Here is a 26,927-nt window from a genome sequence, read left to right as displayed (position 1 = left end):
TGATCATTCGGCCACAGATCGAATATCATTACAATAAAACCCCGCCGTCCATCTCGTGCACCGTGTCGCACAGTGCCGCGATGTCCTCGTGGTTGTGGCTCGCGAGCAAAATCGTCTTCCCTTGTGCCTTGAGCTCCAACAGCAGTGCCCGTATATCCTGCACACCGGCGTTATCCAGTCCGTTCATCGGCTCGTCCAAAATGAGGATCTCCGGGTCTTCCATGATTGCCTGCGCAATGCCGAGGCGCTGCCGCATGCCGAGCGAGTATTTTCCCACATGCTTGCGGCTTTCGGGGTCAAGCCCCACCGTCTTCAGCACATTCAAAATCTCTTCCTTGCCGATTTTCCGCCGTATGTTCGCCAAAAAGCGCAGATTCTTGTACCCGCTGTAATTCGGCAGAAAGCCCGGCGCTTCAATAATGGCTCCAATGTCCTCCGGCATGTCCACGTCACGTCCCACGCGCTTGCCGTTTACGAGGATCACGCCCTCCTCCGGGTGCATCAGACCGCAGATGCACTTAAAAAGCACCGTTTTTCCGGAACCGTTGCGCCCTACAATGCCGTGTATCTGCCCCTTTTCAAACGAGATCGATACGTTCTTCAAAACCACTTGGTCGCGAAAACGCTTCACCACGTTTTGTACTTCAATACAAGTTTCCATAAAGACTCCTTTCACACCGATTTCAGCACGTCAATGTTCCGCCTGCGCAGCGTCACCCACGAAGCCGCCGATAAAACCGCAAACAAAACCAACAGTGCCAACAAAATATACGTAAGGCTCGGGTATATCGAGCTGCCGTCGTAATCCACACGGGAAAGGTTCACCCACGAGACCGGCGAGACGTTCACAAACCCGTACCACGTCTTATACGTCACCATGTTCCACAGCACGAGTGCCGTGCCGCAGATGCCGCCCGCTGTGCGGGAAATATTCAGGTTCACGAAGAACATCAGCATACCGAGCACAGTGGCGACCAAGCTCCCGTTCACCACACACCGCAACACCGCCGGGATCGGATCAAATCGCGCCGTGATAACGCGTGCAAACGGAATGCTGATGCCGTTCTGCCCCCCTGCCGATGTCTGTGAAAACGTCGAAAGCAGCTTGCCCCATTCCGCGCTCCATTCGATATGCGGCAGCAGCACAAGAACACTTATGAAATACAGCACAATTAAATACAGCACAGACGCCACCACGATATACAGCATTTGCCCGATGAACCATATCCGCCGCCCGGAACGCAGCATAATATACGGCTGCTCGTCCTCAATAAACGGCGCATCGCAGAACAACAGCACCACGCCGAGGAACAGCATCATCACCGCGCTGCCCTCGTCCAGCAAAAACGGCAGCAGATACGGCGTGACCTTATATCCCGTCCGCGCGCACAGCTCGCCCACCGGCGAAAGCCGCGAGTGCAAATACAAGACCTCCATCAACAGCAAAATGTACAGCCGCGGGTTCACCGCCCATTTTTTAAAGTTGTGCAGCGCAATCGAAAAGCAAGCGAAAACCTTACCCATTTTCAAGTCTCCTTCTGCACGAGCGCGTAAATAAAACGAGGAACACCACGCCGAACGCTGCAAAGATTCCGCACGTCACAAGCGTCGTTATCCCTGCGCCTCCGAACATCGAAAGTCCCTTAGAGAGCATACCGGGGTAAAATTTGCTCGGCATACGCAGCCACATCATCAGCGTATTCAAAACGTAATACGCCAGCATCGGTGCCGCCAGTGTCACGAATACGTTCGTGATCTTCGTCGAAAGCCACAGCGCAAATTCCGCAAACGCCCCCGCGCAGCACGCTTTAATGAAGATTACTGCCGCAAAATAAAGGTACACCCGCTCGGAATACCCAATCTCGTCAAACGCGCCCAGCGCCATGAAGATTCTGTTTTCCATGTTCACCGCCGGAAAGCCCCAAAGCCGTAAGATCATCAGGTCGAGCCACTCGGAAACGACGACCACCAGCACCGCCGAAACAAAGCACGCAATGCCTTTCGATACGCCGTATATCCGCTTCGAGCACCGCTGTGCCGAAAAGCGAATGAATCGGTTCTCCCAGTCCGCGCAGAACAGCGCCGCCCCGGGTATTGCCGCAAACAGCAAAAACAAAAGCTGAAAATCAAGGTGCTGAAAGATCCCGTAAATGTAGATCAGGTCATTTTCCGGCTGCATATAAGAAAGCTCCTCCATACCGGTCAAAAACGTCGCCGCGGTCAGCCCCAGCGCAGCCGCCGCAAACGATTTCGAGCACACCGTGCGCACAAGGTCATTTTTCAAAACATTCCAAAACACACGCATACGCACCTCATATATCTCCGTTGCTGTGCAGCAGCTCTGTGCCGTCCAGCGCATTGATGAGGATATAACCGCTTTGCGGCAGCATCACTTCCCCTGTGCCGGATCGGTTCGGCACCAGAATCTGATGGGTCGTCTGAAAATACCAAACCGGAATCAGCCGCACAATGCCGGTTTCTTCCGTCCGGACAGGCGTATACGCCATTTGAATATCGTCAATGAAATATTCGCCCTCCATGATAACCGAGTTATACTTATCGTCAACCGCCTGCAAAGCCTCGTCCAGCGTCAGCACTTTCTTTGATTCGCCGCTTTCCAGTTCTTCCAGAACATAGCTTACGTCATAATGGCGGATTCCATCCGCATCCACCACGGCGGTCATATATGTACCCGGCACATAAGCATCTCCGCTGTAACTGCCGCCATCAAACATCGCGAGCGGCATTCCGTTTACCAAAATCTCATATTGAAAAACATAATGCGGCTGTGCACTTGTATCTATTGTATAGCATACACCCTTCCCAACCGCAATGTTCAGCTTCTCCGCTATGTCCCGAATGGTTTTATCCGTTTCTTCTATCGAAGCAAAATCCAGATTTTTTCCGGTTTCATATATTGTCAAGTCTTCTATATCCTGTATGTCCCGCTCTGTCATATAGTAAAATGTATTTCCGCAAATACGCTGTAAGTAATCGCCGTCCTGCGTACTTACATACTTTCCGACAGCTTCCATGGCACCCGGGGTCACCATTTCCCAAGGCTCTTCTCCCTCTTCTGTTATGGTTTTGCCAGAACAAAAAAGTGATTTCAGCTCTTCATAATCGATGAGCTGCCCCTGTCCGCGCATTTCCGCCAACGCACTTTTCTGCATGAATTCCGGAACATACACATCTGCGTCCACCATAACGCCGAAGGATAACGTCTGCGTAATATGCTCTGCCTTTTCGGCAGTATTCTCCGCCCCGCTCTCAGTACTGCTCAAAGCTTCCGCTGTGCTCTCCGCCGTTCCGCTTTCCGTACTCTGCACACCGCTTTCCGTCACCGGCTTCGTGCAGCCGGGCAGCAGCACCAAAAGCACAGAAAGTAAAACCACCGCAAACCGTTTCACAAAAACACCTCCTAAATCGAACCGTTATTTTTCAAAAGTTCCGTGCCGTCAAGCGCGTTAAACAAAATGTCGCCCCTGTCCGTCAGCGTCGTCGTTTGGCTCGGGTCGTCCTTTCCGGCGTATTCCATCGTGTGCTCCGTCTGAAAGCGCCACACCGGCAGCAGCCTCGCGTCGTTCGTGCCCTCTATCGGCACGGCAATGTGCGCCATCTCAATTTCGTCTACGCGCCATTCGCCCTCCACGATCATGGAGTCAAACTTTTCCTCCAGTTTCTGTATCGCTTCGTCTAATGTCAGCACCGGCTGCGACGTGCCCGCGTCCGTCACATCCAGCGCATACGGCATCGAAAGCATATTCAGCCCCTCTGCGCCGTAAAACACCTTCACCGAGGTCCCCGTCACCCACACGTCCCCGCTGTAACTGCCGCCGTCAAAGCTACCGAGTGGCATACCATTCACCGTGATCGGGTATTCCAGCACATACTGCTCGTTTTCCTTTGTCGGCTCTATCACAAAGTCAAAGTCCGCGTCATACGTCTCAAGCGCCGTACGCCCGCCATACACATCCCGCATCGTGTCATAGTCCATCGTGTAGCAGGTCGGCTCCAAAACAGAGACCCCCAGCGCGTCAATATATGCCCGCATTTTTTCTTTCACTTCGTCTATCGTCGCGAAGTCGAGGTTCTTCCCTGTCAAATACACGGCGCGGTTGTCGCCGAACGGCAAAGAGCTCGCGTATTCCGAAAAGAGGTACATCGCCGTCACCTCTCGTCCGTTTGAGTACGCCACTGTCGTGCCTACAGCCGACAGCACCGTGTCTCCCACTTGCCAAAGCTCGTGCATCGTGTTAGAAGAAAAATAACCGTTATCCGCTATTTCTGTCACGGTCGATTCCACCTCTGCCCCACCGAAAAACACCTCGCTTAGCCCCTCGTGCGCCACCTCGTGCCCCGTGCCCTTCATCTCCGGCAGCTCCGTTTTCTGCATCGATTCCGGCATAGTCACGTCTGCGTCCACCACAACGCCGGAGGATAACGTCTTCGTCACATGCGCCGCCGTCTTCGTCTTTTCCGGCAATGAGACTTCACTCGCCGCACTCTTCCCGCCGCTCGCGGTGCTTTCCACGGAAGAAGCCGCCGCGCTCTCCGCAGTCGGCGCTTTCCCCACTTCCGCCTTCGTGCATGCCGATAACGCCATGCAAAGCACCAAAGTCACTAAAATTAGTTTTTTCATTTCCATACACTCCTTTGGCGGCCACACCGCCCCTTTCTGCCCCAATTATACCAGACTCACCCTGCCCTGTCTCGATTTTTGCAAATCTTTTGCAGTAAACTTGCACTTTGCTTGCAACGCTTGTATCTCCCAGAAATCCGGCCCCTTCTGGCAGAAAAAAGGCGGCCGAACCGCATCCGAAAACGCAGTTCAGCCGCCGAAATTCTATATTCTAATTATCGCTTACAATTTCTGACAGAACTCCACTTTTTCACCGTTCGGACCTTCCACGGTGAAAAACTTCACGCCGTTCGCCCAAAACGGCAGCCCGTGAATCTCGTCGTCGAGCATCGTAAGCCCCGCTTCCTTCGCCGCTGCGAACGCCGCTTCAACATCCGTCGTGTCGAGCGCAATGTGGTCGATGGCGCCGGGCTCTCCCACCGCCGCGTGGTTCTCATACGTCTCAATGACTAAATTTTTGAGCTGCAAAAACGTCACGCGCTCGTTCGCCGCCTCGTTTACGGTCTCCAAAACCGGCCGAAAACCGATGGTTTCATAAAACGCAACGGTCTTTTCCAAATCGTTCGTCGGCACGCCGATGTGCTGCACACCGGTCAGCATTTCGGGAAATTTCATAAGTATCACCTTTCGTTTTTAAAATAGCAAAGCAGCGCCGCAAAACTCCGCACGGCACTGCTTTAAACCGCTCTCGCGGAAATTCACCGATAAATTTACTTAAATATCATCGAAAGCAAGCCCGTAGATTGTAAGAACAGCACCAGCATCATCACAGGCGCTACGTAGCGGATCATCACGTAATACATACGCTTGCGGCGGAACTTATACCCTCCGCGCTCCATCTCGTCCGCCACATATTTCGGCGATTTCACCCAGCCGATCAAAATGGTGGAAAGCAGCGCGATCAGCGGCATCATAACGCTGTTGCTGACGTAGTCCATAATGTCCAGAAGCTGCGCGCTCGAGCCGTTCGGCAGCGTCACGTTGAAGTAGAACACGCTGTACCCGAGCGCGATCACCGCGGAAGCTGCGAGGTAAATCAGCGCCAGCACAAGCGTCGTCTTCTTTCTGTCCGTGTGGAAGATCTCCATACAGTTTGCAACGATAGACTCCAAAACCGAAATGCAGGAGGTCAGCGTCGCAAAAATTGCGGAGATGAAGAACAGCACACCGACCACCGTGCCCGCCGGGCCCATCACGTCAAACACCTTAGGCAAAGACACAAACATCAGGCTCGGGCCTACGCCCATGCCGTCCGTGCCGGAGAACACGAATACCGCCGGAATGATCATCACGCCTGCAAGCAGCGCCACGCCGGTGTCGAAAAACTCGATCTGCGAAACGGATTTGTTGAGGTCAACCTCCGGCTTCACATACGAGCCGTAGGTGATCATAATGCCCATCGAAACGCTCAGCGAGAAGAACAGCTGGCTCATTGCATCGAGCAAAATCTGCAAAAAGCGCTCCACGGTCAGCCCCTCAAAGTGCGGGGTGATGTAGTAGAGGAAACCCTGTAAACCCGTGCGCACGTTGCCGTCCGCGTCCTCGTGCTTTAACGTCAGCGAGTAAATCGCAATAATAACAACAAGAACCAGCAGCACCGGCATCATGAATTTCGATACCTTCTCAATGCCGCCCTCAACGCCCTTATACACAATGAACGCTGTCACCGCCATAAACAGCAGGCCGAACACCACAGGCGACACCGGCGACGTGATAAACGACGTAAAGTAGTCGTCCTGCGCCGCGCTCGAAGCCTGCCCCGTCAGATACACGCACGCGTACTTCGTGATCCAGCCGCCGATGACCGCGTAATACGTCATAATGAGCACCGGAACCAAAAACGTCAGCACACCAAGGAACTTCCACTTCGGATGCATCTCCTCGTACGCGCCGATGGCACTTTTCTGCGTCTTTCTGCCAATCGCAATATCGGAAGTCAGCAGCGTAAAGCCGAACGTCAGCACCAACACCAGATAAATGATGAGGAACAGTCCGCCGCCGTCCTTTGCCGCAAGGTACGGAAAGCGCCACAAATTGCCCACGCCCACCGCGCTGCCGGCCGCCGCCAGCACAAAGCCGAGCTGTCCGGAAAAATTGCTTGTTTTTTTCTCCATAGTCCTATACACTCCTCCGTAAAATACCTGCTATACCCCAAAAGCCAAACTGCCGCACTTTTCGAATATATACATATTAGTATACTACTTTAACTCAGAGAAGTAAAGAAAACTTTACACAATTTTCCCGCAAAATGCGAAAAACACCGAATTTCTCCGGTGTCTCCCTTTCCAGACTTTTGGGGTCATTTCAGAACGCATCGGGGCGCGGGTGTGAAACTGAAATTATGTGCCCGATTCCTGCTGCTGACACGTTTGGCTGACGGTTTATCGCAGTCAAATGCGCAGTCTGAACCAGCTTGGTGCTGTTGGTAGAATGTAAGTTAACACAGTTTTTTTTAATCAGGAGGTTCTTAAGATGGCAAAAGGTGAAAATATTTTCAAACGCAAGGACGGCAGATGGGAAGCGCGCTATATCAAAGGATACGAGCTTCCGGAAAAATTAAGTATGGCTTCTGCTACGGCAAGACTTATCGGGAGGCCAAGGAAAAAGTGAACAAGTGCAAAGCAGCGCTGGTCAACGGGAAGCCAATTCCCTGCTCGAACTCCCGGCATCGCTTTTCATTCTATTGCGACGAATGGCTTCGTATCCGATGCCGAGATTTCCTGTACATCCACGTGCTCCGAGATCTTTGTGATCCTTATAGTACTGGACCGCATCAAGTACAGGCGCAGCAGCGTCAGGTGCTTCTTCGGTCTTGCTTTTGTAAAAGAATGAGCAACACGCCCATGCGGACTGGAAATTGTCCACCGGGGCGTGTTTATCAGGGAGAAAATATTTTCTGTTTCGTAAAAAACGAGTTTACTTTGCGACGTGCTTACCACGCTTTTTACTCAAAAGCACAAGTGCGGCAATGGCTGCGCCGGAAACGGTGAGGAGGGAAATACTGAAGATGACGGCAATGTAATCGCTGCCGGTTTTCGGGGTATTTGATCCGTTGTTATTGTTTGGAACCGGGGTAACGGTAGCCGCTGCGCTCGGCGCTGCCGTAGGCGCAGGCGTTGTGGTCGGCTCTGTGGTCGGCTCTGTGGTCGGTGCCGGTGTTGCTGTGGGTTCCGTTGTGGGTGCCGGGGTAACCGATGGCTCTGTCGTAGGTGCCGGGGTAACCGATGGCTCTGTCGTAGGTGCCGTGGTCGGTTCCGCCGTAGGTTTGGCAGACGGCTCCGGAGTCACGACCGGATCGGGCGTGATGGGTGTATTTTCATTGCGCGTATAGCCGCAAACGGTGCACTCCTCGTGCTTTGTTCTGTCTTCTATGCTCCGAGTGCTGATGTCACTTTCCGCTTCGTCATTGACCCAAACGAAGGTGTGTGCCGCTTCGTTTACATGTACGCTGCAGGTCACGTCGTCGCACGGGTTCCAGTGGGTGTTCTCGTCGAACTTCCACACAGTTGTATCCGTTACGGCATCCGTATGCTGCTCGGTGGTAAACGTATTGAGCGGCGGGATAAGCTCAATGCCGGTATTCCAGTAGAGCGCCTTGAGCGGATCGTCCGTACCGGTTTCTTCCAGTGTGCCGTCTTTTACATGGCGACTCTGGCTTGTGAGCGTAATGTCGCCGTTCAGCGCCTTGCCGGGCTTTGCATCCCGGCTTGTAAATGCCGTGCCGCCCTGGAGGAAGGTTTCGCTTGTGGAGATGGTGCCGCTGCCGGAAATTGCCGTGCCACCGTCACCGAAGAGCGGTGCACCGCCGATGGCAACAAGCTTACCATTGCCGGTGATAGTACCGTTCAAATCGATTGCAGTGCCGCCTGCAAAATAGGTCATACCACCGCCGCCGTATGCAACGAGCGTTGCGCCGTCTGCAAGCGTCAGGGTACCGTTGACCTGCAGAGCGGTCTGGCCAATCTCATTGCCGGCATCATCGCCTTCAATGAAGACCTGCCCCTTGACGGCCACATTGCCGTTTGTGACAACGACCGGCTCGGACGTGGTGCGGTCTGTTAAATCGCCGTTTGCAAGGTAGTTAGCATGGGAATAGATCGCTGCGTTTTCCAAAATTGCGCCGTCTGCAAGGCGGATCCGGCCGCAAACGGAAGCGCCCGTCTTGAATTTGCCGCTGTAAGCACTGTAATTCATGGAGAACGTACCGCCGCCCTGAACGTCGATGATGCCCTGCACAACGGAATCGTCCAGTGTTAGTTTGCCGCCGTCTTCGACGACGATGCGCACGCTGCTGAGAATTTCCATGTTGGTGAGCGTCAAGTTGCAGCCGGCCGGGATGTACAGTGTCTGCGGAATGTTGCCCGCTTCTACCTCGTCCCAAGCAAGGTCATAGCCGAGGTAGCCGTATGTGCCGCTCTCATGCGAGCCGAACCAGACTTCGAGGTCAGCCGGTACACGGACGCTTTCTTCTTCACCGTCCACATTGCTGCCGAAGTTCTTGATGGCCCACGGCTCCATGATATCCCAAGCATACAGGCCGTTTGCATACTGCTTGAGGTTTTCGATCTTGATCTGCTCGGCGAGCGTTTCTTCGCCGGTGTAGATCATAAAGGGCAGCGTGTTGCTGGTCGCTTTTCTACCCTGATTGTCTTCGATGGAAACCGAGACGAGGTAGTTACCTGCGTCCTTCGGTGTGCCGCTTAGCGTAAGGTCACTGCTGATGGGCATATAAACGCCGCTCATACCACTGTCTGCGTCTTCCGGGGTGCCGCTTTCGACATCCGGCACGATGCTGACCTTGCACTTGCTGCCGTTGAGATCGATTTCGGAGTTATTATCGAGCTTTTGCCAATCGTCGTCGGTCGGCTCTTTGTCTTTTTCAACCAGTGCACCGTAAACGGTAACGTTGCTGTTGCTATTCGATGTGGAACCGCCCGTGCTTGCGCCGGAAACGCCGTCATAATCTTTCTGGCCGACGATAGCGGCTTCAAACGAGCCCTCAATCTTAACGTGGAGCTCATACGGATCGCCTTCGCCGTCGTCTGCAACGAGAGAAGCCTTACCGCTTGCATCTACAACGAACTTGAGGTTCAGGTCTTCATAGCCTTTTGCGGAAATGGTGATGACATCGCCGCTCTGAACGGCTCTTTCGCTTTCATTGGAAGAATAGCTCTTCTGCGCGATGGTGATCGCATTTTCGTCGGTGTCTTTATAATATGCGCCGCCGCTTGCCGGTGCATAGGACTTGCGGTTCCAGGAAACGCCGTTCACCTTAAAGTCCGTGACGTCGCTTACATAGCCTTCCGGCTTTGCAACCTTAATGTACCAATCGCTTCCGAACGTGTCGCTTTCCAGCGTAACATCTTTGATGTCGACGGTCTTAGTCGGCGCCGGGGTCGGGCTTGCCGTCGGGGCAGCAGTCGGTGTTACGGCGCCGATCACGGCGCTGTGGTTTGTTTTGTTCAAGGTGAGCGTCAGCGGCTTATAGCCTTCCGCCGTGATTACACAGACCGCGGTATCGCCGTCGAAGCCTTCACCGATATACAGTCTGCCGTCACTGCCACTCACATAATACTTGGCGTTGTTGAAGACAAGGCTCGAAGAGGAGACCTTCTCCCAAGACGTGCCGTTGACCTCGACATCCGTAACGGCTTGCAGCCATTCGTCACCGTCTGCAAAGGTGAGCTTGAAATCGTAGCCGAAGTTGTTGCCGGAGGTAAACTCCGTGGGCGGGTCTTTTTCCTCCGTCGGCGCCGGGGTCGGGCTTGCCGTCGGGGCAGCGGTCGGTGTTACGGCGCCAATCACGGCGCTGTGGTTTGTTTTGTTCAAGGTGAGCGTCAGCGGCTTATAGCCTTCCGCCGTAATTACACAGACCGCGGTATCGCCGTCGAAGCCTTCACCGATATACAGTCTGCCGTCACTGCCACTCACATAATACTTGGCGTTGTTGCTGACAAGGTTCGAATAGGAAACCTTCTTCCAAGACGTGCCGCTAACCTGCACATCGGTGATCGCGTTGAGCCAATCTTCCGCGTCGGTAAACGTCATGTTGAAGTCGTAGCCGAAGTATGCCGATACCGTGTAATTGGTCGGCGGATCCGTATCCTCTACCGGCGTCGGCTCCGGGGTCGGGCTTGCCGTCGGGGCAGCGGTCGGCTCGGCCGTCGTGATCGTTGCCTTGTATCCGGAGCTTTCGGACGTGACGTTCAGCGTAACGGTGTCATAGCCGTTTGCCTTGACGACAATCGTCGACGGGAAACTGCCGGAAGAATACAGCAGCTTCAATGCCTGCTCGTCTCCGTATGCGCCGGACACCGTGCCGATGTTCCAGAGGTTGCCCTCTGCGCCCCAGCTGATCGTTCCCTTGGTATACGTGACGCCGTTTGCCGTAACATCGGTGATGGCATCGAGCCAAGCCTTTGCGGAATCCTCAAAGCTGATGTTCAGTGTGCTGTCAAACCCACTGTACGTGCAGTTCTTCACTTCTGTCGGTGCTGCTGCCTCTGCCATGACGCCGACGGCTGTCATGGACAGAAGAAGCATGACCGCCAAAAGCAATGAGACTGTCTTTTTGCCAATGTTTCTCATGTTGCCTCCTTCATTTTCTGTCGCGGCTTCTCCGCCGCGCCGGATTTTGCCACGGACAGCTTTCAATAAAATCTCTTAAAATGGTTGAAAGACGCGCTTTTCCGTGGTATAATGCTGCGCGTGGGTTAGATGTATCTAACTTACACTGAAAAAATCAGTGTTAGCACCCAAGCTTTATGCGCCGCAAAAGGCTTTCAATCCCTCACGCGAAGGATTACGTTCTCTGCTCTTACGGTGTATATAAAGTTAGATAGTACTAACCTCTACACAGTATGCTACCAAAAATTTCCTTTGTTGTCAACCGGAAACGGTATTCATTTTTTAAATATCTGTCATCTATTTTTAATATTCTATGATTTTTTCTCAAAAGGAGACCACTATGCAGAAAGTTTTATCCGTTTTTGGCTGTTTTGTGCTGATTTTTGCACTGTGCACGGGGTGTTCCCGCACGCCACAAGCCGAAAAAAAGACATTCTACGCCATGAACACCACCATGGAATTTACCGTATACGGCAGCGCTTCGCTCGTTGACGACGCGGAGGCGCTGATAAACAGTCTTGAAGACGAGCTTTCTGTGACGAAAGACACAAGCGAGATCGCGCAGATCAACCAAAACGGCTCTGGTACCGTTACGGGCAGCACCGCCGACCTGATGGGAAAGGCACTTGCGATGTGCAGCCGCACAAACGGCACACTGGATATTTCCGTTTACCCCATTGTGCGCGCATGGGGCTTTACGACCGGCAGCTACAAGGTGCCGAGCGAGGAGGAGCTCACCTCCCTTTTGCCGCTGGTCGATTACACGAATGTGCAGTACGATGAAGTCACCGGCGAAGTGATCTTGCCTGCAGGCATGGAAATCGACCTCGGCAGCATTGCAAAGGGCTATGCCGGTCAACAGGCAGCGGAACTTCTGCGCGAAAAGGGCGTCACCTCCGCACTTTTGAATCTCGGAGGCAACGTGCAGACCATCGGCAGCAAGCCGGACGGCGGCGCATGGCAAATTGCCGTGAAAAACCCTCACAATAAAGAGCCCATGATGGTGGTCTCCGTGCGCGACAAAGCCGTTGTCACATCCGGCGGATACGAACGTTATTTTGAACAGGACGGCAAGACCTATTGGCACATTATGGATCCGAAGACCGGACGTCCGGCAGACAGCGGCCTGCTTGCCGTGACGGTCATCGGCGAGGACGGCGCGATGTGCGACGGGCTTTCCACCTCGCTTTTTGTGATGGGCTTAGAAAAAGCCGCTGCTCTCTGGGCAGAAAGCAGCGACTTTGAAGCGATTTTCATTGCAGCGGACGGCACGGTCTACATTACGGACGGACTGAAAGAGGATTTTTCCCTGCTTTCCGACTATGCCGATACCACGGTGCAGGTCATTACGCGGTAAAAAACTTATGCAAAATCGACCTTTAAGCCGCTGCATAAAATTTCGAGCTCGTCCATTTTGATGCAGTGCGGAAACGTGTTATGCCGCACACCGTCGATGCACGCATCTAAATTCATCCATAAAACACGGTCTACCTCGGCGGAGTCGATGTTAAAAGCGCTTTCATCTGCGTCGAACCAAAGGTAGAACACCTTCGAGACCTGACGGTCGTGAAACAGCTTGCCGCAAAACTCGCCGTCATATACCACGCGGCGCGTGCCGCAGTACACAAGGTCTTCCGCTTTCGCGTGCACGCCAAGCTCCTCGAAAAGCTCGCGAATTGCCGACAATTTCGTTTTCACGCTTATCCACGCTTTCCGTGATAACCCTTATGGGCAGGAAGTTCGTGGCGCACCTTCATCCGGCTGGGGCTTTCGCCCCCAATCAGGAATATACCTGTTGAATGTGTATTCGGTTTTCAAGGTTCACGAGGGAATTCGTTTTGTCCCTCAATAGGTAGGCAGCGAGAAGGTTTATTTATAGACCCCCTAAACGAAAAAATTTTTTGGGAACGAAAAAAGCCGCTGATTCATAGTGAAACCAGCGTCTTGATTTGCGGTGTATTCAACTGAAAATGGGCAAAAAAATAACGGTCACACAATCCAAAAGGACTGTGTGACCGTATTTATATCGGTTGTTTTGCCTACGCTACTGCGTCAACTTTTTACTGGCGCGGATTGCGGATGGCAGCCTGAGCCGCAGCAAGACGAGCGATCGGTACACGAAACGGAGAGCAGGAAACGTAGGTGAGACCAACGTTGTGGCAGAACTCGACGGAAGTCGGGTCGCCGCCGTGCTCGCCGCAGATACCAAGCTTGATGTCCGGGCGGGTGGACTTACCGAGCTCGCAAGCCATCTTAACAAGCTTGCCTACGCCGACCTGGTCGAGCTTTGCGAACGGATCGTTCTCGTAGATCTTCTTATCATAGTAAGCGCCGAGGAACTTGCCTGCGTCGTCACGGCTGAAGCCGAAGGTCATCTGAGTAAGGTCGTTCGTACCGAAGGAGAAGTACTCTGCTTCCTTCGCGATCTCGTCAGCCGTCAGAGCAGCTCTCGGGATCTCGATCATGGTGCCGACCTTGTAGGTCATGGAAGAGCCTGCCTCTGCGATGAGCTTATCAGCCGTTGCAGTGACAACGCTCTTAACATATGCCAGCTCCTTGACTTCGCCAACGAGCGGGATCATGATTTCCGGAACGATGTTCCAATCCGGATGCTTAGCGGAAACATTCAGCGCAGCCTTGATAACTGCGGAGGTCTGCATCTCTGCGATTTCCGGATAGGTGACAGCCAGACGGCAGCCACGGTGACCCATCATCGGGTTGAACTCGTGGAGGCCGGCGATGATTGCCTTGACCTGCTCGACAGTCTTGCCGGTGGACTTAGCCAGCAGCTCGATGTCAGCTTCTTCGGTCGGAACGAACTCATGCAGCGGCGGATCGAGGAAACGGATGTTAACCGGCTCGCCTTCCATGGTCTCGTAGAGCTTCTCAAAGTCGCCCTGCTGCATCGGCTCGAGCTTAGCAAGGGCAGTTTTTCTGCCTTCGACGGTGTCAGCGCAGATCATCTCGCGGATAGCTGCGATTCTGTCCGGATCGAAGAACATGTGCTCGGTACGGCAGAGGCCGATGCCTTCTGCGCCGAGGCGCTTTGCATCGATAGCGTTCTGCGGGGTATCGGCATTCGTACGGACCTTCATCTGACGGAACTTGTCAGCAAGACCCATAATGCGGCCGAAGTCGCCGGAATCAACAGAAGCCGGAACGGTCGGGATGAGGCCGTCGTAGATGTTGCCGGTGGAACCATCGATGGAGATGCAGTCGCCCTCGTGGTAGGTCTTACCGGCGAGCTCGAACTTCTTGTTCTCTTCATCCATGGTGATAGCGGAGCAACCGGAAACACAGCAGGTGCCCATGCCACGCGCAACAACAGCTGCGTGGGAGGTCATACCGCCGCGAACGGTGAGGATGCCCTGTGCAGCCTTCATGCCTTCGATGTCCTCCGGGGAGGTCTCAAGGCGAACGAGGACGACCTTTTCGCCCTTCTCGTTCCAAACCTTTGCATCTTCAGCGGTGAAGACGATCTTGCCGCAAGCAGCACCGGGAGATGCAGCCAGAGCCTTAGCGACCGGGGTAGCAGCCTTAAGAGCCTTAACGTCGAACTGCGGGTGCAGCAGAGCGTCGAGGTTTCTCGGCTCGATCATGAGAACAGCCTGCTTCTCGTCGATCATGCCTTCGTCGATGAGGTCGCAAGCGATCTTCAGAGCAGCAGCCGGCGTTCTCTTGCCGTTACGGGTCTGGAGCATGTAGAGGTGCTTGTCCTCGATGGTGAACTCCATGTCCTGCATGTCTCTGTAATGATTTTCAAGGGTGTTGCAGATGCCTACGAACTGCTCGTAAACTTCCGGCATGACTTCCTTAAGCTGGTCGATGTGCTGCGGGGTGCGGACACCTGCAACAACGTCTTCGCCCTGTGCGTTCATGAGGAACTCACCGGTGAGAACCTTTTCGCCGGTGGACGGGTTACGGGTAAATGCAACGCCGGTGCCGGAGGTCTCGCCCATGTTGCCGAATGCCATCATCTGCACGTTAACAGCGGTACCCCAGGAATACGGGATATCGTTGTCGCGGCGATAGACGTTTGCACGCGGGTTGTCCCAGGAACGGAAAACAGCCTTGATAGCGCCCATGAGCTGTTCCTTCGGATCGTACGGGAAGTCCTCGCCGATCTTTTCCTTATACTCAGCCTTAAACTGATTTGCGAGCTCCTTCAGGTCGTCAGCGGTCAGCTCAACGTCCTGCGTTACGCCCTTCTTAGCCTTCATCGCGTCGATGAGCTGCTCGAAGTACTTCTTGCCGACTTCCATAACGACGTCGGAATACATCTGGATAAATCTTCTGTAGCAGTCATAAGCCCAGCGCGGGTTGCCGGACTTCTTAGCCATAACTTCAACAACGTCCTCGTTGAGGCCGAGGTTGAGGATGGTATCCATCATGCCAGGCATGGATGCGCGTGCACCGGAACGGACGGAAACGAGAAGCGGGTTCTCCTGATCGCCGAACTTCTTGCCGGTGATCTGCTCCATCTTTTCAATGTACTCCATAATTTCAGCCTGGATCTCATCGTTGATGCGGCGGCCGTCTTCGTAATACTGGGTGCAGGCTTCGGTGGAAATGGTGAAGCCCTGCGGAACGGGCAGGCCGAGGTTCGTCATCTCAGCAAGGTTTGCGCCCTTACCGCCGAGAAGCTCGCGCATGCTCGCGTTGCCTTCTGTGAACAAATAGACATACTTTTTGCTCATTGGAAACTACCTCCTTGAAAATTTACACGGTTAAACCGAGTATTAACTGATTTTTCCGGCGAAAAAGGCGTAAAAAACTTATCCACTGTTTCGCCGCACTCTATTATACCAAATATATTTGCGAATTTCCATACCTTTTTTCGAGAAATCGTCTGTTTTCGGAAATTTTTCGCAGAATTTTTCTTTTAGACAGATTTTTGCGCCGCAAAACGATTTTTTAAGGCGGGTTTTCCCGCGTTTTCGGACAAAATAGGCTTGCAAAACCCTTTTGCGAGTGGCATAATATAATATATTTGAAAAGCGGGCATACCCGCAAATACACACGCAGAGAAAAGCGCAGCGGCGAAGGGTCTCCCCCTTTCGGCGGCTGTGCGGCTTCTGCGTGCCTTTCGGCATCCCCGAAAACGGGCTGTGCGAAAAAGAAGACAAAAACATTGACGTAAAAAGGAACATTCCATGAAGCTTTTTTCTAAAAACGATCAAACTTCGGGCGGCGCGGACTGGCTGATCGTGGGACTCGGCAACCCGGGCCCGAAATATGAGATGACACGCCACAACGCCGGTTTTTTCATGCTGGACGCCATCGCGGAGCACTTTAACATTGAGGTGCGCCGCGTGAAATTCAAAGGCCTTTACGGCAAGGGCACCATTGCGGGACAGAGCGCCGTGCTTTTAAAGCCCTCCACCTTTATGAATTTGAGCGGACAGTCCGTGACGGAGGCGATGAACTTCTTTCATATTCCGCCGGAGCGCACGCTGATTGTATTCGACGACATTTCGCTTGACGTTGGGCGCACGCGCATCCGCTTAAAGGGCAGTGCAGGCGGGCACAACGGCATGAAGAACATCATTTATCTGAGCGGCAGCGACCTGTTCCCGCGCATGAAGATCGGTGTAGGCAGCAAGCCCGAAGGTTGGGACCTTGCGGACTGGGTACTCTCCCGCTTTACAAATGACGAGATGAAAACGCTAAAAACCGTTTCCGAAAACGTAACGGACGCCGTGGAGCTGCTCCTCTCCGGCGCGCCGGACAAGGCGATGAACCGCTATAATTCCTGAGCGGCTCCCCGAAAGGAACACTACTATGCGTATGAATTTTTTGAATGACGCGCTCGGGCGCGTGCCGGAATACCGCGCGATCGAAAACGCTGTGCGGCAGCGCAAGACGCCGGTGGCCGTGACGGGTTTGGCTTCCATTCACAAAGCAAATATTCTGCACACGCTGCTTTCTGCCATGTCGAAAAAAGCGCTGTTTATTGCGGGCGACGAAGCGGAAGCGACGCGTATGCTGGAAGACCTGAACGCGATGGGCGTGACTTCTGCGTTTTACCCCCTGCGCGATTTCAGCCTGCGCGACACGGAGGGCAGCTCGCATGAATATGAACGCCAGCGCATCGAAGCACTGACGCTGCTGCAAACCGGGCAGTGCACCTGCATTGTGACGACGATCGACGCGGCATTGCAGTATGTTCTGCCGCCGAAAAAGCTGAAAGAGCGCACGGTGAAACTTTCTGCCGGACAGGAAATTTCGGTGGATGAGATTGTGCGGACGCTGGTGCGCTGTGGCTATGTGCGCGCCGATCAGATTGACGGCACGGGTCAGTTTGCGCGCCGCGGCGGCATTGTGGACTTCTACTCCCCCGGCGGAAAAGCACCGGTGCGTGTGGAATTCTGGGGCGACGAGATCGACACCATCTCGTATTTTGACGCGGAGACGCAGCGCCGCACCGACCAGATCACGGAGGTGACCATCTCCCCTGCCGTGGAGGTCGTGCCGGACAGCATGAGTATCCTTGCAAAGAAACTCGAGGCACACGCAAAAACGCTGCGCGGCAAGGCGGCGCCTGCCGCAAAGGAAGTGCTGCTGCGCGAGGCGGATAAACTGAAAAACGACCTGCACATTGGGTGCATGGACAAATATTACATGTTCGTTTACGAGACAGTCGCAACGCTGTTCGATTATTTTGACACGGATGCGCTGCTGGTGTTTTCCGAAGGCTCGAAACTAAAGGAACGCATGCGCACGACGCTGTGGCAGTGGGGCGAGGACGTACGCGGACTGCTCGCGGAGGGCGTGCTGTGCCGCGGGCTTGACATGTATACCGAGACGTATGAATACGCCTTAAAGCGCGCGGAGGACACGGCGAGCGTTTATATGGACGCGTTTGCACGCGGCTCTTACGACACGCCGACAAAGGCGCTTGTGAACATGACGGTGCGGCAGCTTTCCGTTTGGGGCGGCAGCACGCAGCTTTTGGCCGAAGACCTGACGGCTGCGCTGCACAATCGGCATGCCTGTGCTGTTTTAGCCGGCACGGAGCGCGCCGCGATGAACGTGGCGGCAGATTTAAAGGCCGCCGGACTGCCTGCGGGCTATTTTGAGAGCCTTTCCGCCATCACGCCGGGCACGGTAGCCGTTGTGGCGGGTACGCTTTCCGCAGGCTTTGAATACCCGAACGCGAAATTTACGCTCATCACGCACGGGCGCATGAGCGCGGGCAGCCAGCCGAAAGCGAAAAAAAAGGACAAAAACAGCAAGGCCGTTTACAGCCTTGCCGAGCTGACCCCCGGCGATTATGTAGTGCACGCAACGCACGGCATCGGCATTTTTGAGGGCATCCACAAAATCGACATGCAGGGCATCACGAAGGACTACATTAAGCTGCGGTACGCGAAAAACGACACCTTATATGTGCCGGTGACACAGCTCGATTTAGTTGCGAAATACATCGGTCCGCGTGAGGATTCCGGCGTAAAGCTGCACCGCCTTGGCGGCACGGAATGGCAGAAATCGAAAGCGCGCGTACGCGCCGCCGTAAAGGACATCGCAAAGGAGCTTATTGTTTTATACGCTCAACGTATGAAGCAGAAGGGCTTTGCGTTCCCCGAAGACAACGAGTGGCAGCACGATTTTGAGGCGCACTTTGAATACAACGAAACGGACGACCAGCTGCGCTGCATCAACGAGATTAAAAACGACATGGAGCGTGAAGCGCCGATGGACAGACTGCTGTGCGGCGATGTGGGCTTCGGCAAGACGGAGGTTGCCTTGCGCGCGGCGTTTAAGTGCATCACCGCCGGCAAGCAGTGCGCCATCTTGGTGCCGACGACGATTTTGGCGTGGCAGCACTACCAGACCGTTTTAAAGCGTATGGAGGGCTTCCCCGTGGATGTGGAGCTGCTTTCCCGCTTCCGTACGCCGCGTCAGCAGGACGAAATTTTGAGAAAACTGAGACGCGGCAGCATTGACCTCATCGTCGGCACACACCGACTGGTCTCGAAAGACGTGCAGTTTAAAGACCTCGGCCTTGTCATCATCGACGAGGAGCAGCGCTTCGGCGTGCAGCAGAAAGAACGGCTGAAAGACGTGTGCAAATCTGCCGATATTCTGACGCTTTCTGCAACGCCGATCCCGCGCACCTTGAACATGGCGCTTTCCGGTATACGCGATATGTCCGTCATTGAAGAAGCGCCGCACGACCGTCACCCGGTGCAGACATACGTGATGGAATATGACCCCGGCGTCATCTCCGACGCCATCAAAAAAGAACTGCGCCGCGGCGGGCAGGTGTATTACCTGCACAACGACGTAGCATCGATTGAGCGCGTGGCGGCGGGTATTCGCGAGCGCGTGCCGGAGGCGAGGATCGGCATCGGCCACGGCAAAATGAGCGAGCAGGAACTCTCCGAAGTCTGGCGGCGTTTGATGGAGCATGAAATTGACGTGCTCGTCTGCACGACGATCATTGAGACGGGCGTGGACGTGCCAAACGCGAACACCCTGATCATCGACAACGCCGACCGCATGGGACTTTCGCAGCTGCACCAGCTGCGCGGACGCGTGGGCCGCAGCACCCGCCGCGCTTACGCGTACTTTACGTTTACACGCGGCAAGGTTTTGAGTGAGATTTCGCAGAAGCGTTTGGCGGCAATACGCGAATTTACGGAGTTCGGCTCCGGCTTTAAGATTGCGATGCGCGACCTCGAGATTCGCGGCGCAGGCAATATCCTCGGCGGCGAGCAGCACGGGCACATGGAAAGCGTGGGCTATGACATGTACTTGAAGCTCTTAAACGAAGCCGTAGCCATGATGAAGGGCGAAGCGCCCGAAAACCCCGTGGAGGAATGCACCGTGGACATGCAGGTGCAGGCGCATATCCCGGAAAGCTACATCGATTCCACCGCGCTGCGTTTGGATGTTTACCGCCGCATCGCAGACATTAAAACGTATGAGGATTCGAGCGATGTTGTGGATGAGCTCATTGACCGCTTCGGTGAGCCGCCCGAAAGCGTTTATGGGCTTATCGACATTGCTTTGCTGCGCAACCGCGCGACACAGCTTGGTATTACGGAAGTCAAGCAACAGGCAAACGCGCTTCTGCTCTACAAAGATAAGTTTGACATGGAGCGCGTGAAGCGCCTCATTCAGGGCATGCCGAACAAGGTGATGCTCTCCGCCGGCAGCCGCCCGTACATCAGCGTGGCGCTGGGCGGCAAGGCACCGCTCACCGTTTTGGAGGACGTTTTAAAGATACTCTGCGGCGATGAGGACGCGAAAGCGCCGAAACCCGCTACAAAATAACTGGACATTTTGCCGTATCGGCGGTATAATGAACAACAGCAAACCTTTGTGGACATTTTGTCCGCAATATTTAAGAAAGGTACGGAACAAACACCATGAAAAGAATCGCAAAGATTACCGTGGCGCTGCTTTTGGCCGTTGCCATGTGCTTCAGCCTTGCGGGCTGCTACGATGAGGATCTGAACTGGTCCGCAAAGTACGACGACACCGAGCTGCCTGCCGGCGCATACATTTACTACCTCTCCATTGCGTACAATGAAGCGGCTTCCAAGGTCTCTACCGAAGACGAGGTCTTGAAGTCCGAAATCGACGGCACGCCGGCCGAGACGTGGATCAAAAACCGCGCGGACGAGTATGTGAATCAGTATTTCTATATTCAGAACGAAATGAAGCGTCTGGGCCTTGAAATGACCGACGAGGATTACAGCACATGCCTCCAGACCACCGAGAGCTACTGGAACTACTTCGGCACGAGCTTTGAAAAGTTCGGCATTGCAAAAACCTCCTTTGACATTGCGTATTCCCAGTATAACAGAATGTACCTTAAGGTCTTCAACGCGCTGTACGGCGAGGGCGGCGAAAATGAAGTGCCGGAAAGCGAGCTGCGCCAGCACATTGAAGACGATTACTACGATTACGAGTATTTCTCTGCGCCGCTGACGAAGACGGATGATGACAATAAATCTGTTGACCTGACCGACGAGGAAAAGGCCGATCTCAAGGAGACGCTGGAAAAATACAAGACGAAGATCGAATCCGGTGCGATGACCGTAAACGACGCCGCAACGGACTATGCGCTCAAAGTACAGCAGGACTCCACCTACCAGACCGGCATCAAGGACGAAAACGGTATGCAGTCAAGCTACATGCCGGACGCGTTCATCTCTGCGATTAAGGAGATGAAGGAAGGCGACGTGGAGGTCGTGGAATCGACAAAGTACATGATCGTTCTGCACCGTCTGCCGATCAAGGAGGACGAAGACACGCTGCTGGAGAGCAGTGACAACCGCTCGCAGCTTTTGCTTGAGCTGAAGAACACCGAATACGCCGATGCTGTCAGCGCGGCTGCACAGAGCTTTGAGGGCGTGGAATGGAACCAGAAGGTACTGAACCGCTACAAGCCCTCCATGTTTGCGGATACCACGAAGAACGGCACGTCTTCCGTCGCTTCCGAAAGCGGCGACGAAAGCGCTTCTTCCGAGGAGAGCAGTGCGGAATCTTCCGAAACTTCTTCCGAGACGAGTGAGACTTCTTCTGAATCTTCCGCTGAGTAAATCACAAAATAAAGGCAGCATGGGTATTGCTTCATGCTGCCTTTTTGCTCACAAAATTTTTTTAAAAGGGGACGAGACTATGGACTTTTGGAAACGGGCACAGGAACTGAAAGACGAGATCACCCAAAACCGCAGGCGTATTCATCAGAATGCCGAGGTGGGGTTGAACCTACCGAACACAAAGGCGTTTGTGACGGAAAAGCTGCGCGAATACGGCCTAAAGCCGACAGAATGCGGACATGGCGTGACAGCGACACTCGGCAAGCCCGGCAAAACGCTTTTGCTGCGCGCCGACATGGACGCGCTGCCGATGCCGGAGGAGAGCGGCGAGCCGTTTGCCTGCCCCACCGGCGAAACGGCTCATGCCTGCGGACACGATATGCACACGGCGATGCTGCTGACGGCGGCGAAAATGCTGAAAGAAAACGAAGACGCGCTTTGCGGCACGGTGAAATTGATGTTCCAGCCCGCGGAGGAGACATTCGAAGGCGCGCGCGATATGCTGGAAAACGGATTGCTTGAAAATCCGCCGGTCGATGCGGCGCTCGCGTACCACGTGGCGGCAGGCAAATCGCCCGTGGGCTTTGTGATGTATAACGACTCGGGCGTGATGATGGCTTCCGTAGACGGATTTGAGATTACAGTTCACGGGCGCGGCTCGCACGGTGCGAACCCGAACCTTGCCATTGACCCCATCAACGTAGGCGTGCACATTCATCTCGCCTTGCAGGAGCTCATCGCGCGCGAAAGCGACCCGACAAAGACGTGCGTTTTGACAATCGGGCAGTTTATGGCCGGAACCGCCGCGAACATCATCCCGGACACGGCCGTGCTGCGCGGCACCATCCGCACGAACGACAAAAAGGCCCGCGCACTGCTTGTACGCCGCATGCGCGAGGTGGCGGAGCGCACGGCTGCCGTGTATAACGCGACAGTGGAGATCAGGACGCTTTCCGAAGTGTGCCCGCTCGTGTGCGACAAATCGGTGACGGACGACATGCTGCGCTACATGGGCGCGCTGAACATTCCGAACTTTACGCCGTACGGCGGCATTTCGGCGACGGGCTCCGAGGACTTTGCCCTTGTGGCCGAACGTGTGCCGAGCGCAATGATGTACCTTGGCGCGGGCTACATGGACGAGCGCGGACAGTATACCGCGCACAACCCGAAGGTCGTCTTCAACGAGGGCGTCCTCCCTATCGGCGCGGCGTGCATGGCGCATTGTGCGGTGGAGTGGCTTAAAGAGAACGCGTAATAACAGGAAGGGGTTATCTCAAAAAGATTTTCCAAAATCAATTGAGGCAGGCCCTCCTTTTAGGAGAAATATGACTCCAAACGGTCGAAAAACGTGAAAAACTGCGCACCAAACCAGAGGGGCAGGTCATTTGCCTCTCAAAAGTGTGCTGTTTCTATGTTTTTACATGCTATGCAGCACCCGGAACAAACAGGTGAATTCCCAACCGGCCGGTTTATATTTTATGATACAGTTTCAATATGTTATACGCCATGCTCACAAGATACCATTCCACTGTGACATTGGCATTTCCTCGGGTCAGAAACCGGCGGAAGTTCAGATCTTCCTTGATTGCGGCAAACACGCCCTCCGCCTGAATGGAACGATTGACCCGGAGCAGGATCCCTTCGGCTGTGGAAATCTTTTTCTCCATTGCTTTTCGCTGTTGGATAAAATATTTGGAGACATTCAAACGCTTGAAGCGATCTTCCGGCGATTTTTTGTCCGTCTTCTTTTGACGGATGCACTGCGCTTTTACCGGGCAGCGTTGCAATCTGCACATTCGTAAACAGCCACTTCTTGGGCATAGCCGGTCTCGGATCTCCGCTTCTTGCCTGCCGCTGCCTGTAATTTCTTTCCCTGGGCGCAGGTATACTCATCTTTTTCAGCGTCATAGGTCATGTTTTCTCTGCGGACAATGTCTCTTTTGTATTTGCGTTTCTTTTTCTGCTCGTGATCAGCCGGTTTTACAAACAGAGAAAGCTGTTCACTGTCATCTACATAGCTGTAGTTTTCTTCACTTTCATATCCGGAATCGACCACAACTCGCTGCACCGGATAGGTGCTGCACAGTTTTTTCAGAAACGGAATGAATGTCTTTGTATCCGTTCTGTCCGCAGAGATGTAATTGCCGACAATGTACCACTGACGGTGGCTATATTCACATTATATCCGGGTTTTAGCTGACCATTTTTCATATGGTCTTCCTTCATGTGCATAAAGGTCGCGTCCGGGTCTGTCTACTGTAATCCAACTCCTCTGCAACAGCACTGAGCAATCTCACCGGCTCGTCCGACGGGATGATAATTTCTAAATTCATGGGCAAGCAGACTTGATATCCAGTCCCGTATGCTGTATACTCTACCTGCGTTTTGTTTTGTTTCACACCTAAATAATACGCCGAAGCCCGACTCTTGCACAGAGCCGGGCTTCGCAATTTTTAGGGGCTGCCTCTTTGTGAGACAGCCCCGTCAACTGTAGTCCGTAGGAAAACCTGCTCTGGCCTAATTGCCACAGCAGGTTTTTTCTACAGGCTAAAGAGCTCACACAGTTTGATCCTTACAGGCCGCTCCATTTGCCATTATATTATTCTCAAAACCCTCAAAGCAGATAAACCGTCAGCAAGGCCAGACCCATTGCCGGTACTTTTACTGTGACGGATGCCTCCTTCTGTTCGACCGAAATTTCGAGAAGTTCACGTTCCATCCCAGAAGCAGATTTTAGCGCTTCCAACTGCGCTTTCGTGACATACTCCGGGGAACCCAGCTCACGCCAGCAGGCAATCGCATTGGCGTGATTATCATCAATGCGTTCCACCTGTGCTTTCAGCACCGTATTTACGGGAACTTCGAGATCTTTCAGTGTAATCTGGACCTCTTCCTCCGCAATGGAATGCAGAAGAGAATGGTGATTTACCACAAGAAACTGCAGTGCACCGGCGGGTACATGCTTTACCGCATAGACATCCAGTGTTCCATCCGCCAGTTTCTGCTCATAAAGGAAGTCCCCCAGCGTATGCAGCAGCTGGAAAGCGCGATAAGTCGCCTTAGGTACACCGTGCAGCGTCAGCAGGCCGAAACCTCCATGGAACTCCGCGCTGGGCATCCCGTTTTCTTCGAAAATGTCGCTGAAAGTCCAGTAGGAATACCCTTTCGCCATCCCTACGCCATCCAGCACCGTCTTGGCAATAAAGGAAGCGCCAAAGGGGCCGTCTGAGGGCAGGCCCGCCAAGCTGTTCCACTCAGTATAATAGAGCGGTATGCCATCTGCCTCCTGAAACGCTTTTTGTGTCATCCGTGTGACGACGCCGCGGTCCACACGTTCCCACAAATGGGCGTGAAAAGCTTCCATCTTTTCCCGATAAGTCTTCATGTATTCTGGGTCTTCCAGCTGTTCCGGCGTGGGTCGCCCGAAATTGGCGCTGTCTTCCACGCCATAGCCCAGAACAACATCGGTGGGGTAATGGTGTGTGGAAATGAAATCGATCGGCACCTGGTTCTCTCTGCAGAACTTGACCATTTCTGGAATCCATGCGTTATTGGAGGTAGCAGGACCGCCTACCCGCAAACACGGATCTTCGGCCTTGACCGCTTCTGCAGTCACGCGATACAGCTTAAAGTAGTCCTCCATAGAGCCCGCAAAGAAACCGTCCGGAGAATCCGGTCCGCCAAGATTGGGCTCATTCCACACCTCAAAGAACCACTGCCGCACTTCCGTACGCCCATACCGATCCAGCAGATGCCGAACAAACTTCCGGATAAACCAGGCCCACTGATCGTGATCTGCCGGCGGCGCCGTGTTCCCCTTATAGTGGAATATAGTGGCCGGCTTGCTCTTTAGGCAATCCGGCATAAAGCCCAGCTCCACAAAAGGCTTCATGTTGATGGAAAGCAGGAAGTCAAAGATGCTGTCTATATTGGTAAAAGAAACTCGTACATCCTTGCTGAAGCTATCCTGCACCAGTACACTCATATCATCGTCAAATAGACCGTGAAAGCGTACGTAGCGAAAGCCGATTTCTCTTTGGCACTGTTCCAGCTGTTTGCGGTAGTCCTCCCGCAGCGCTGTAGTTGCATGGCAACTTCCCACACAAAGTTCCCAGTACTTTTCCAGCGGTTTCACTGCAGAATTTACATTTAACGTGTATTGTTTCATCTGAACATACTCCCTTTTTGTTTTTGTTTGTCCTCTATATATTGTTATCCCTTAACTGCACCGATGGCGATGCCCTTTACAAAATACTTTTGAAAGAATGGATAGATGATGAGTGCAGGCAATGCGCCCAGCACGGCTACTGCCATCTTGATTCCCGTGGAGGGCAGCGGTCCCATTTGCTGATGCCCAACAGCCGCCGTGTTGGTGCTGCTCATCAGAAACTGTACATCCATCAGCATTCGGTTGAGCAGAACCTGAATGCTGTACAATTTGTCGTTCTGGACATAGTACAGGCCATTGAGCCAGTCGTTCCAATACCCAAGTCCTGTCAACAGTGCCAACGTGGCAATAATCGGCAAAGACATGGGCAACACAATTTTTAGCAAAATCCGCATTTCCCCTGCCCCGTCAATCCGGGCTGCCTCAATAACCGCATCCGGAATGTTGGAGGAAAAATATGTGCGCATCATGATGACATAGAACGCCCCCATCAACAGATTGGGAATCAGCAGCGCAAAAATTGTGTTCTTGATGTGGAACATCCGGGTCCACATGATGTAGCTGGGCACCAAACCGCCGTTGAACAACATTGTGAAAAAGATGAAGAAAGAAAAAAAGTAGCGACCAGGCAAATCCTTTCGCGATAGTGGATATGCCATTAACGTGGTCATCACCAGGCTGATACAGGTTCCCAGAACCGTGACAAAGATAGAAATCATATATCCGCGCACAATCGATGTGGAATCGATCAGCAGGTACCGATAAGCATCCAGACTCAGTTTCGCCGGAAGGAAGGAATACCCATTCATGATTAGCCAGCCCTCATCAGCGAGGGAAGACATAATCAGCAGAACGAAGGGCAAAACGCACATGAGGCACAGCAGAATCATGATACAGTGCGTGACAATTTGAAACGTTTTATTTCTCTCTACCATGA

At 53.6% G+C, this 26,927-nt stretch carries 20 protein-coding genes; 6 read left to right on the top strand and 14 right to left on the bottom strand.

Annotation, left to right across the window (positions count from 1 at the left end):
* Nucleotides 1–28: 28 nt before the first annotated feature.
* The 7 genes from R2K26_RS00785 to R2K26_RS00755 form a co-directional block, all read right to left on the bottom strand.
* Nucleotides 29–661: an ATP-binding cassette domain-containing protein gene (locus R2K26_RS00785; RefSeq protein WP_316518153.1), complete on the bottom strand. Its 633-nt coding sequence runs from the start codon at nt 659–661 to the stop codon at nt 29–31.
* A gap of 11 nt (nt 662–672) precedes the next feature.
* The gene (locus R2K26_RS00780) at nt 673–1,524 is read right to left on the bottom strand and encodes a hypothetical protein (protein WP_316518152.1); all 852 of its coding nucleotides are present in this window, start codon (nt 1,522–1,524) and stop codon (nt 673–675) included.
* Nucleotides 1,517–2,299: a hypothetical protein gene (locus tag R2K26_RS00775; RefSeq protein WP_316518151.1), complete on the bottom strand. Its 783-nt coding sequence runs from the start codon at nt 2,297–2,299 to the stop codon at nt 1,517–1,519. Before R2K26_RS00775 ends, R2K26_RS00780 begins: the two co-directional genes overlap by 8 nt.
* 13 nt (nt 2,300–2,312) lie before the next feature.
* Nucleotides 2,313–3,410 (bottom strand): hypothetical protein, encoded by a 1,098-nt coding sequence (locus R2K26_RS00770; RefSeq protein WP_316518149.1) that lies wholly within the window; start codon nt 3,408–3,410, stop codon nt 2,313–2,315.
* A gap of 11 nt (nt 3,411–3,421) precedes the next feature.
* A complete protein-coding gene (locus R2K26_RS00765; RefSeq protein WP_316518147.1) occupies nt 3,422–4,642 on the bottom strand; it encodes a hypothetical protein in 1,221 nt (406 codons plus the stop codon).
* A gap of 222 nt (nt 4,643–4,864) precedes the next feature.
* Nucleotides 4,865–5,257 (bottom strand): VOC family protein, encoded by a 393-nt coding sequence (locus R2K26_RS00760; RefSeq protein ID WP_316518145.1) that lies wholly within the window; start codon nt 5,255–5,257, stop codon nt 4,865–4,867.
* A 95-nt stretch (nt 5,258–5,352) separates the two neighbouring features.
* Nucleotides 5,353–6,756 carry a sodium-dependent transporter gene (locus R2K26_RS00755; protein WP_316518143.1) on the bottom strand — a complete coding sequence of 468 codons (1,404 nt, stop codon included), beginning with the start codon at nt 6,754–6,756 and terminating at the stop codon, nt 5,353–5,355.
* 358 nt (nt 6,757–7,114) lie between these two features.
* Between R2K26_RS00755 and R2K26_RS00750 the strand changes: the two genes are divergently transcribed.
* Nucleotides 7,115–7,252: a hypothetical protein gene (locus R2K26_RS00750; RefSeq protein WP_316518141.1), complete on the top strand. Its 138-nt coding sequence runs from the start codon at nt 7,115–7,117 to the stop codon at nt 7,250–7,252.
* Between the two features lie 306 nt (nt 7,253–7,558).
* On the opposite strand, the gene R2K26_RS00745 is transcribed toward R2K26_RS00750, so the two are convergent.
* Nucleotides 7,559–11,230, bottom strand: a complete 3,672-nt coding sequence (locus tag R2K26_RS00745) for a hypothetical protein (protein WP_316518139.1) — start codon at nt 11,228–11,230, stop codon at nt 7,559–7,561.
* A 379-nt stretch (nt 11,231–11,609) separates the two neighbouring features.
* Here R2K26_RS00745 and R2K26_RS00740 point away from each other — a divergent pair, with 379 nt between their 5' ends.
* Nucleotides 11,610–12,626, top strand: coding sequence for an FAD:protein FMN transferase (locus R2K26_RS00740; protein ID WP_316518138.1), 1,017 nt, complete (start codon nt 11,610–11,612; stop codon nt 12,624–12,626).
* Between the two features lie 5 nt (nt 12,627–12,631).
* Here R2K26_RS00740 and R2K26_RS00735 read toward each other — a convergent pair whose 3' ends face one another.
* Both R2K26_RS00735 and ppdK read right to left on the bottom strand, forming a co-directional pair.
* A complete protein-coding gene (locus tag R2K26_RS00735; RefSeq protein ID WP_316518137.1) occupies nt 12,632–12,967 on the bottom strand; it encodes an NUDIX domain-containing protein in 336 nt (111 codons plus the stop codon).
* A gap of 362 nt (nt 12,968–13,329) precedes the next feature.
* Nucleotides 13,330–15,966, bottom strand: coding sequence for a pyruvate, phosphate dikinase (ppdK, locus tag R2K26_RS00730; RefSeq protein ID WP_316518135.1), 2,637 nt, complete (start codon nt 15,964–15,966; stop codon nt 13,330–13,332).
* Between the two features lie 456 nt (nt 15,967–16,422).
* On the opposite strand from ppdK, the gene pth reads away from it, so the two are divergent.
* From pth to R2K26_RS00710, 4 genes are all read left to right on the top strand, one after another.
* A complete protein-coding gene (gene pth, locus R2K26_RS00725; RefSeq protein ID WP_316518133.1) occupies nt 16,423–17,025 on the top strand; it encodes an aminoacyl-tRNA hydrolase in 603 nt (200 codons plus the stop codon).
* Between the two features lie 25 nt (nt 17,026–17,050).
* Entirely contained in the window at nt 17,051–20,548 is a 3,498-nt protein-coding gene (gene mfd / locus R2K26_RS00720) for a transcription-repair coupling factor (protein ID WP_316518132.1), read from the top strand.
* 95 nt (nt 20,549–20,643) lie between these two features.
* Nucleotides 20,644–21,822 (top strand): hypothetical protein, encoded by a 1,179-nt coding sequence (locus R2K26_RS00715; protein ID WP_316518131.1) that lies wholly within the window; start codon nt 20,644–20,646, stop codon nt 21,820–21,822.
* A 79-nt stretch (nt 21,823–21,901) separates the two neighbouring features.
* Nucleotides 21,902–23,077 (top strand): M20 family metallopeptidase, encoded by a 1,176-nt coding sequence (locus R2K26_RS00710; protein ID WP_316518129.1) that lies wholly within the window; start codon nt 21,902–21,904, stop codon nt 23,075–23,077.
* 214 nt (nt 23,078–23,291) lie between these two features.
* On the opposite strand, the gene R2K26_RS00705 is transcribed toward R2K26_RS00710, so the two are convergent.
* From R2K26_RS00705 to R2K26_RS00690, 4 genes are all read right to left on the bottom strand, one after another.
* Complete coding sequence (locus R2K26_RS00705) at nt 23,292–23,618, bottom strand: transposase (RefSeq protein WP_316518128.1); 327 nt, start codon at nt 23,616–23,618, stop codon at nt 23,292–23,294.
* The gene (locus R2K26_RS00700; protein WP_396897205.1) at nt 23,591–23,890 is read right to left on the bottom strand and encodes a hypothetical protein; all 300 of its coding nucleotides are present in this window, start codon (nt 23,888–23,890) and stop codon (nt 23,591–23,593) included. Before R2K26_RS00700 ends, R2K26_RS00705 begins: the two co-directional genes overlap by 28 nt.
* 546 nt (nt 23,891–24,436) lie before the next feature.
* Complete coding sequence (locus R2K26_RS00695) at nt 24,437–25,990, bottom strand: GH39 family glycosyl hydrolase (RefSeq protein ID WP_316518126.1); 1,554 nt, start codon at nt 25,988–25,990, stop codon at nt 24,437–24,439.
* A gap of 44 nt (nt 25,991–26,034) precedes the next feature.
* A complete protein-coding gene (locus R2K26_RS00690) occupies nt 26,035–26,925 on the bottom strand; it encodes a carbohydrate ABC transporter permease (protein WP_316518125.1) in 891 nt (296 codons plus the stop codon).
* Nucleotides 26,926–26,927: the final 2 nt, after the last annotated feature.

It is taken from the genome of Neglectibacter sp. CSJ-5 (assembly GCF_032490475.1).
GTDB lineage: Bacteria > Bacillota > Clostridia > Oscillospirales > Acutalibacteraceae > Hominenteromicrobium > Hominenteromicrobium mulieris.
The sequence above is the reverse complement of the archived record's forward strand: the minus strand, read 5'-3'. Positions and strand labels throughout refer to the sequence as shown.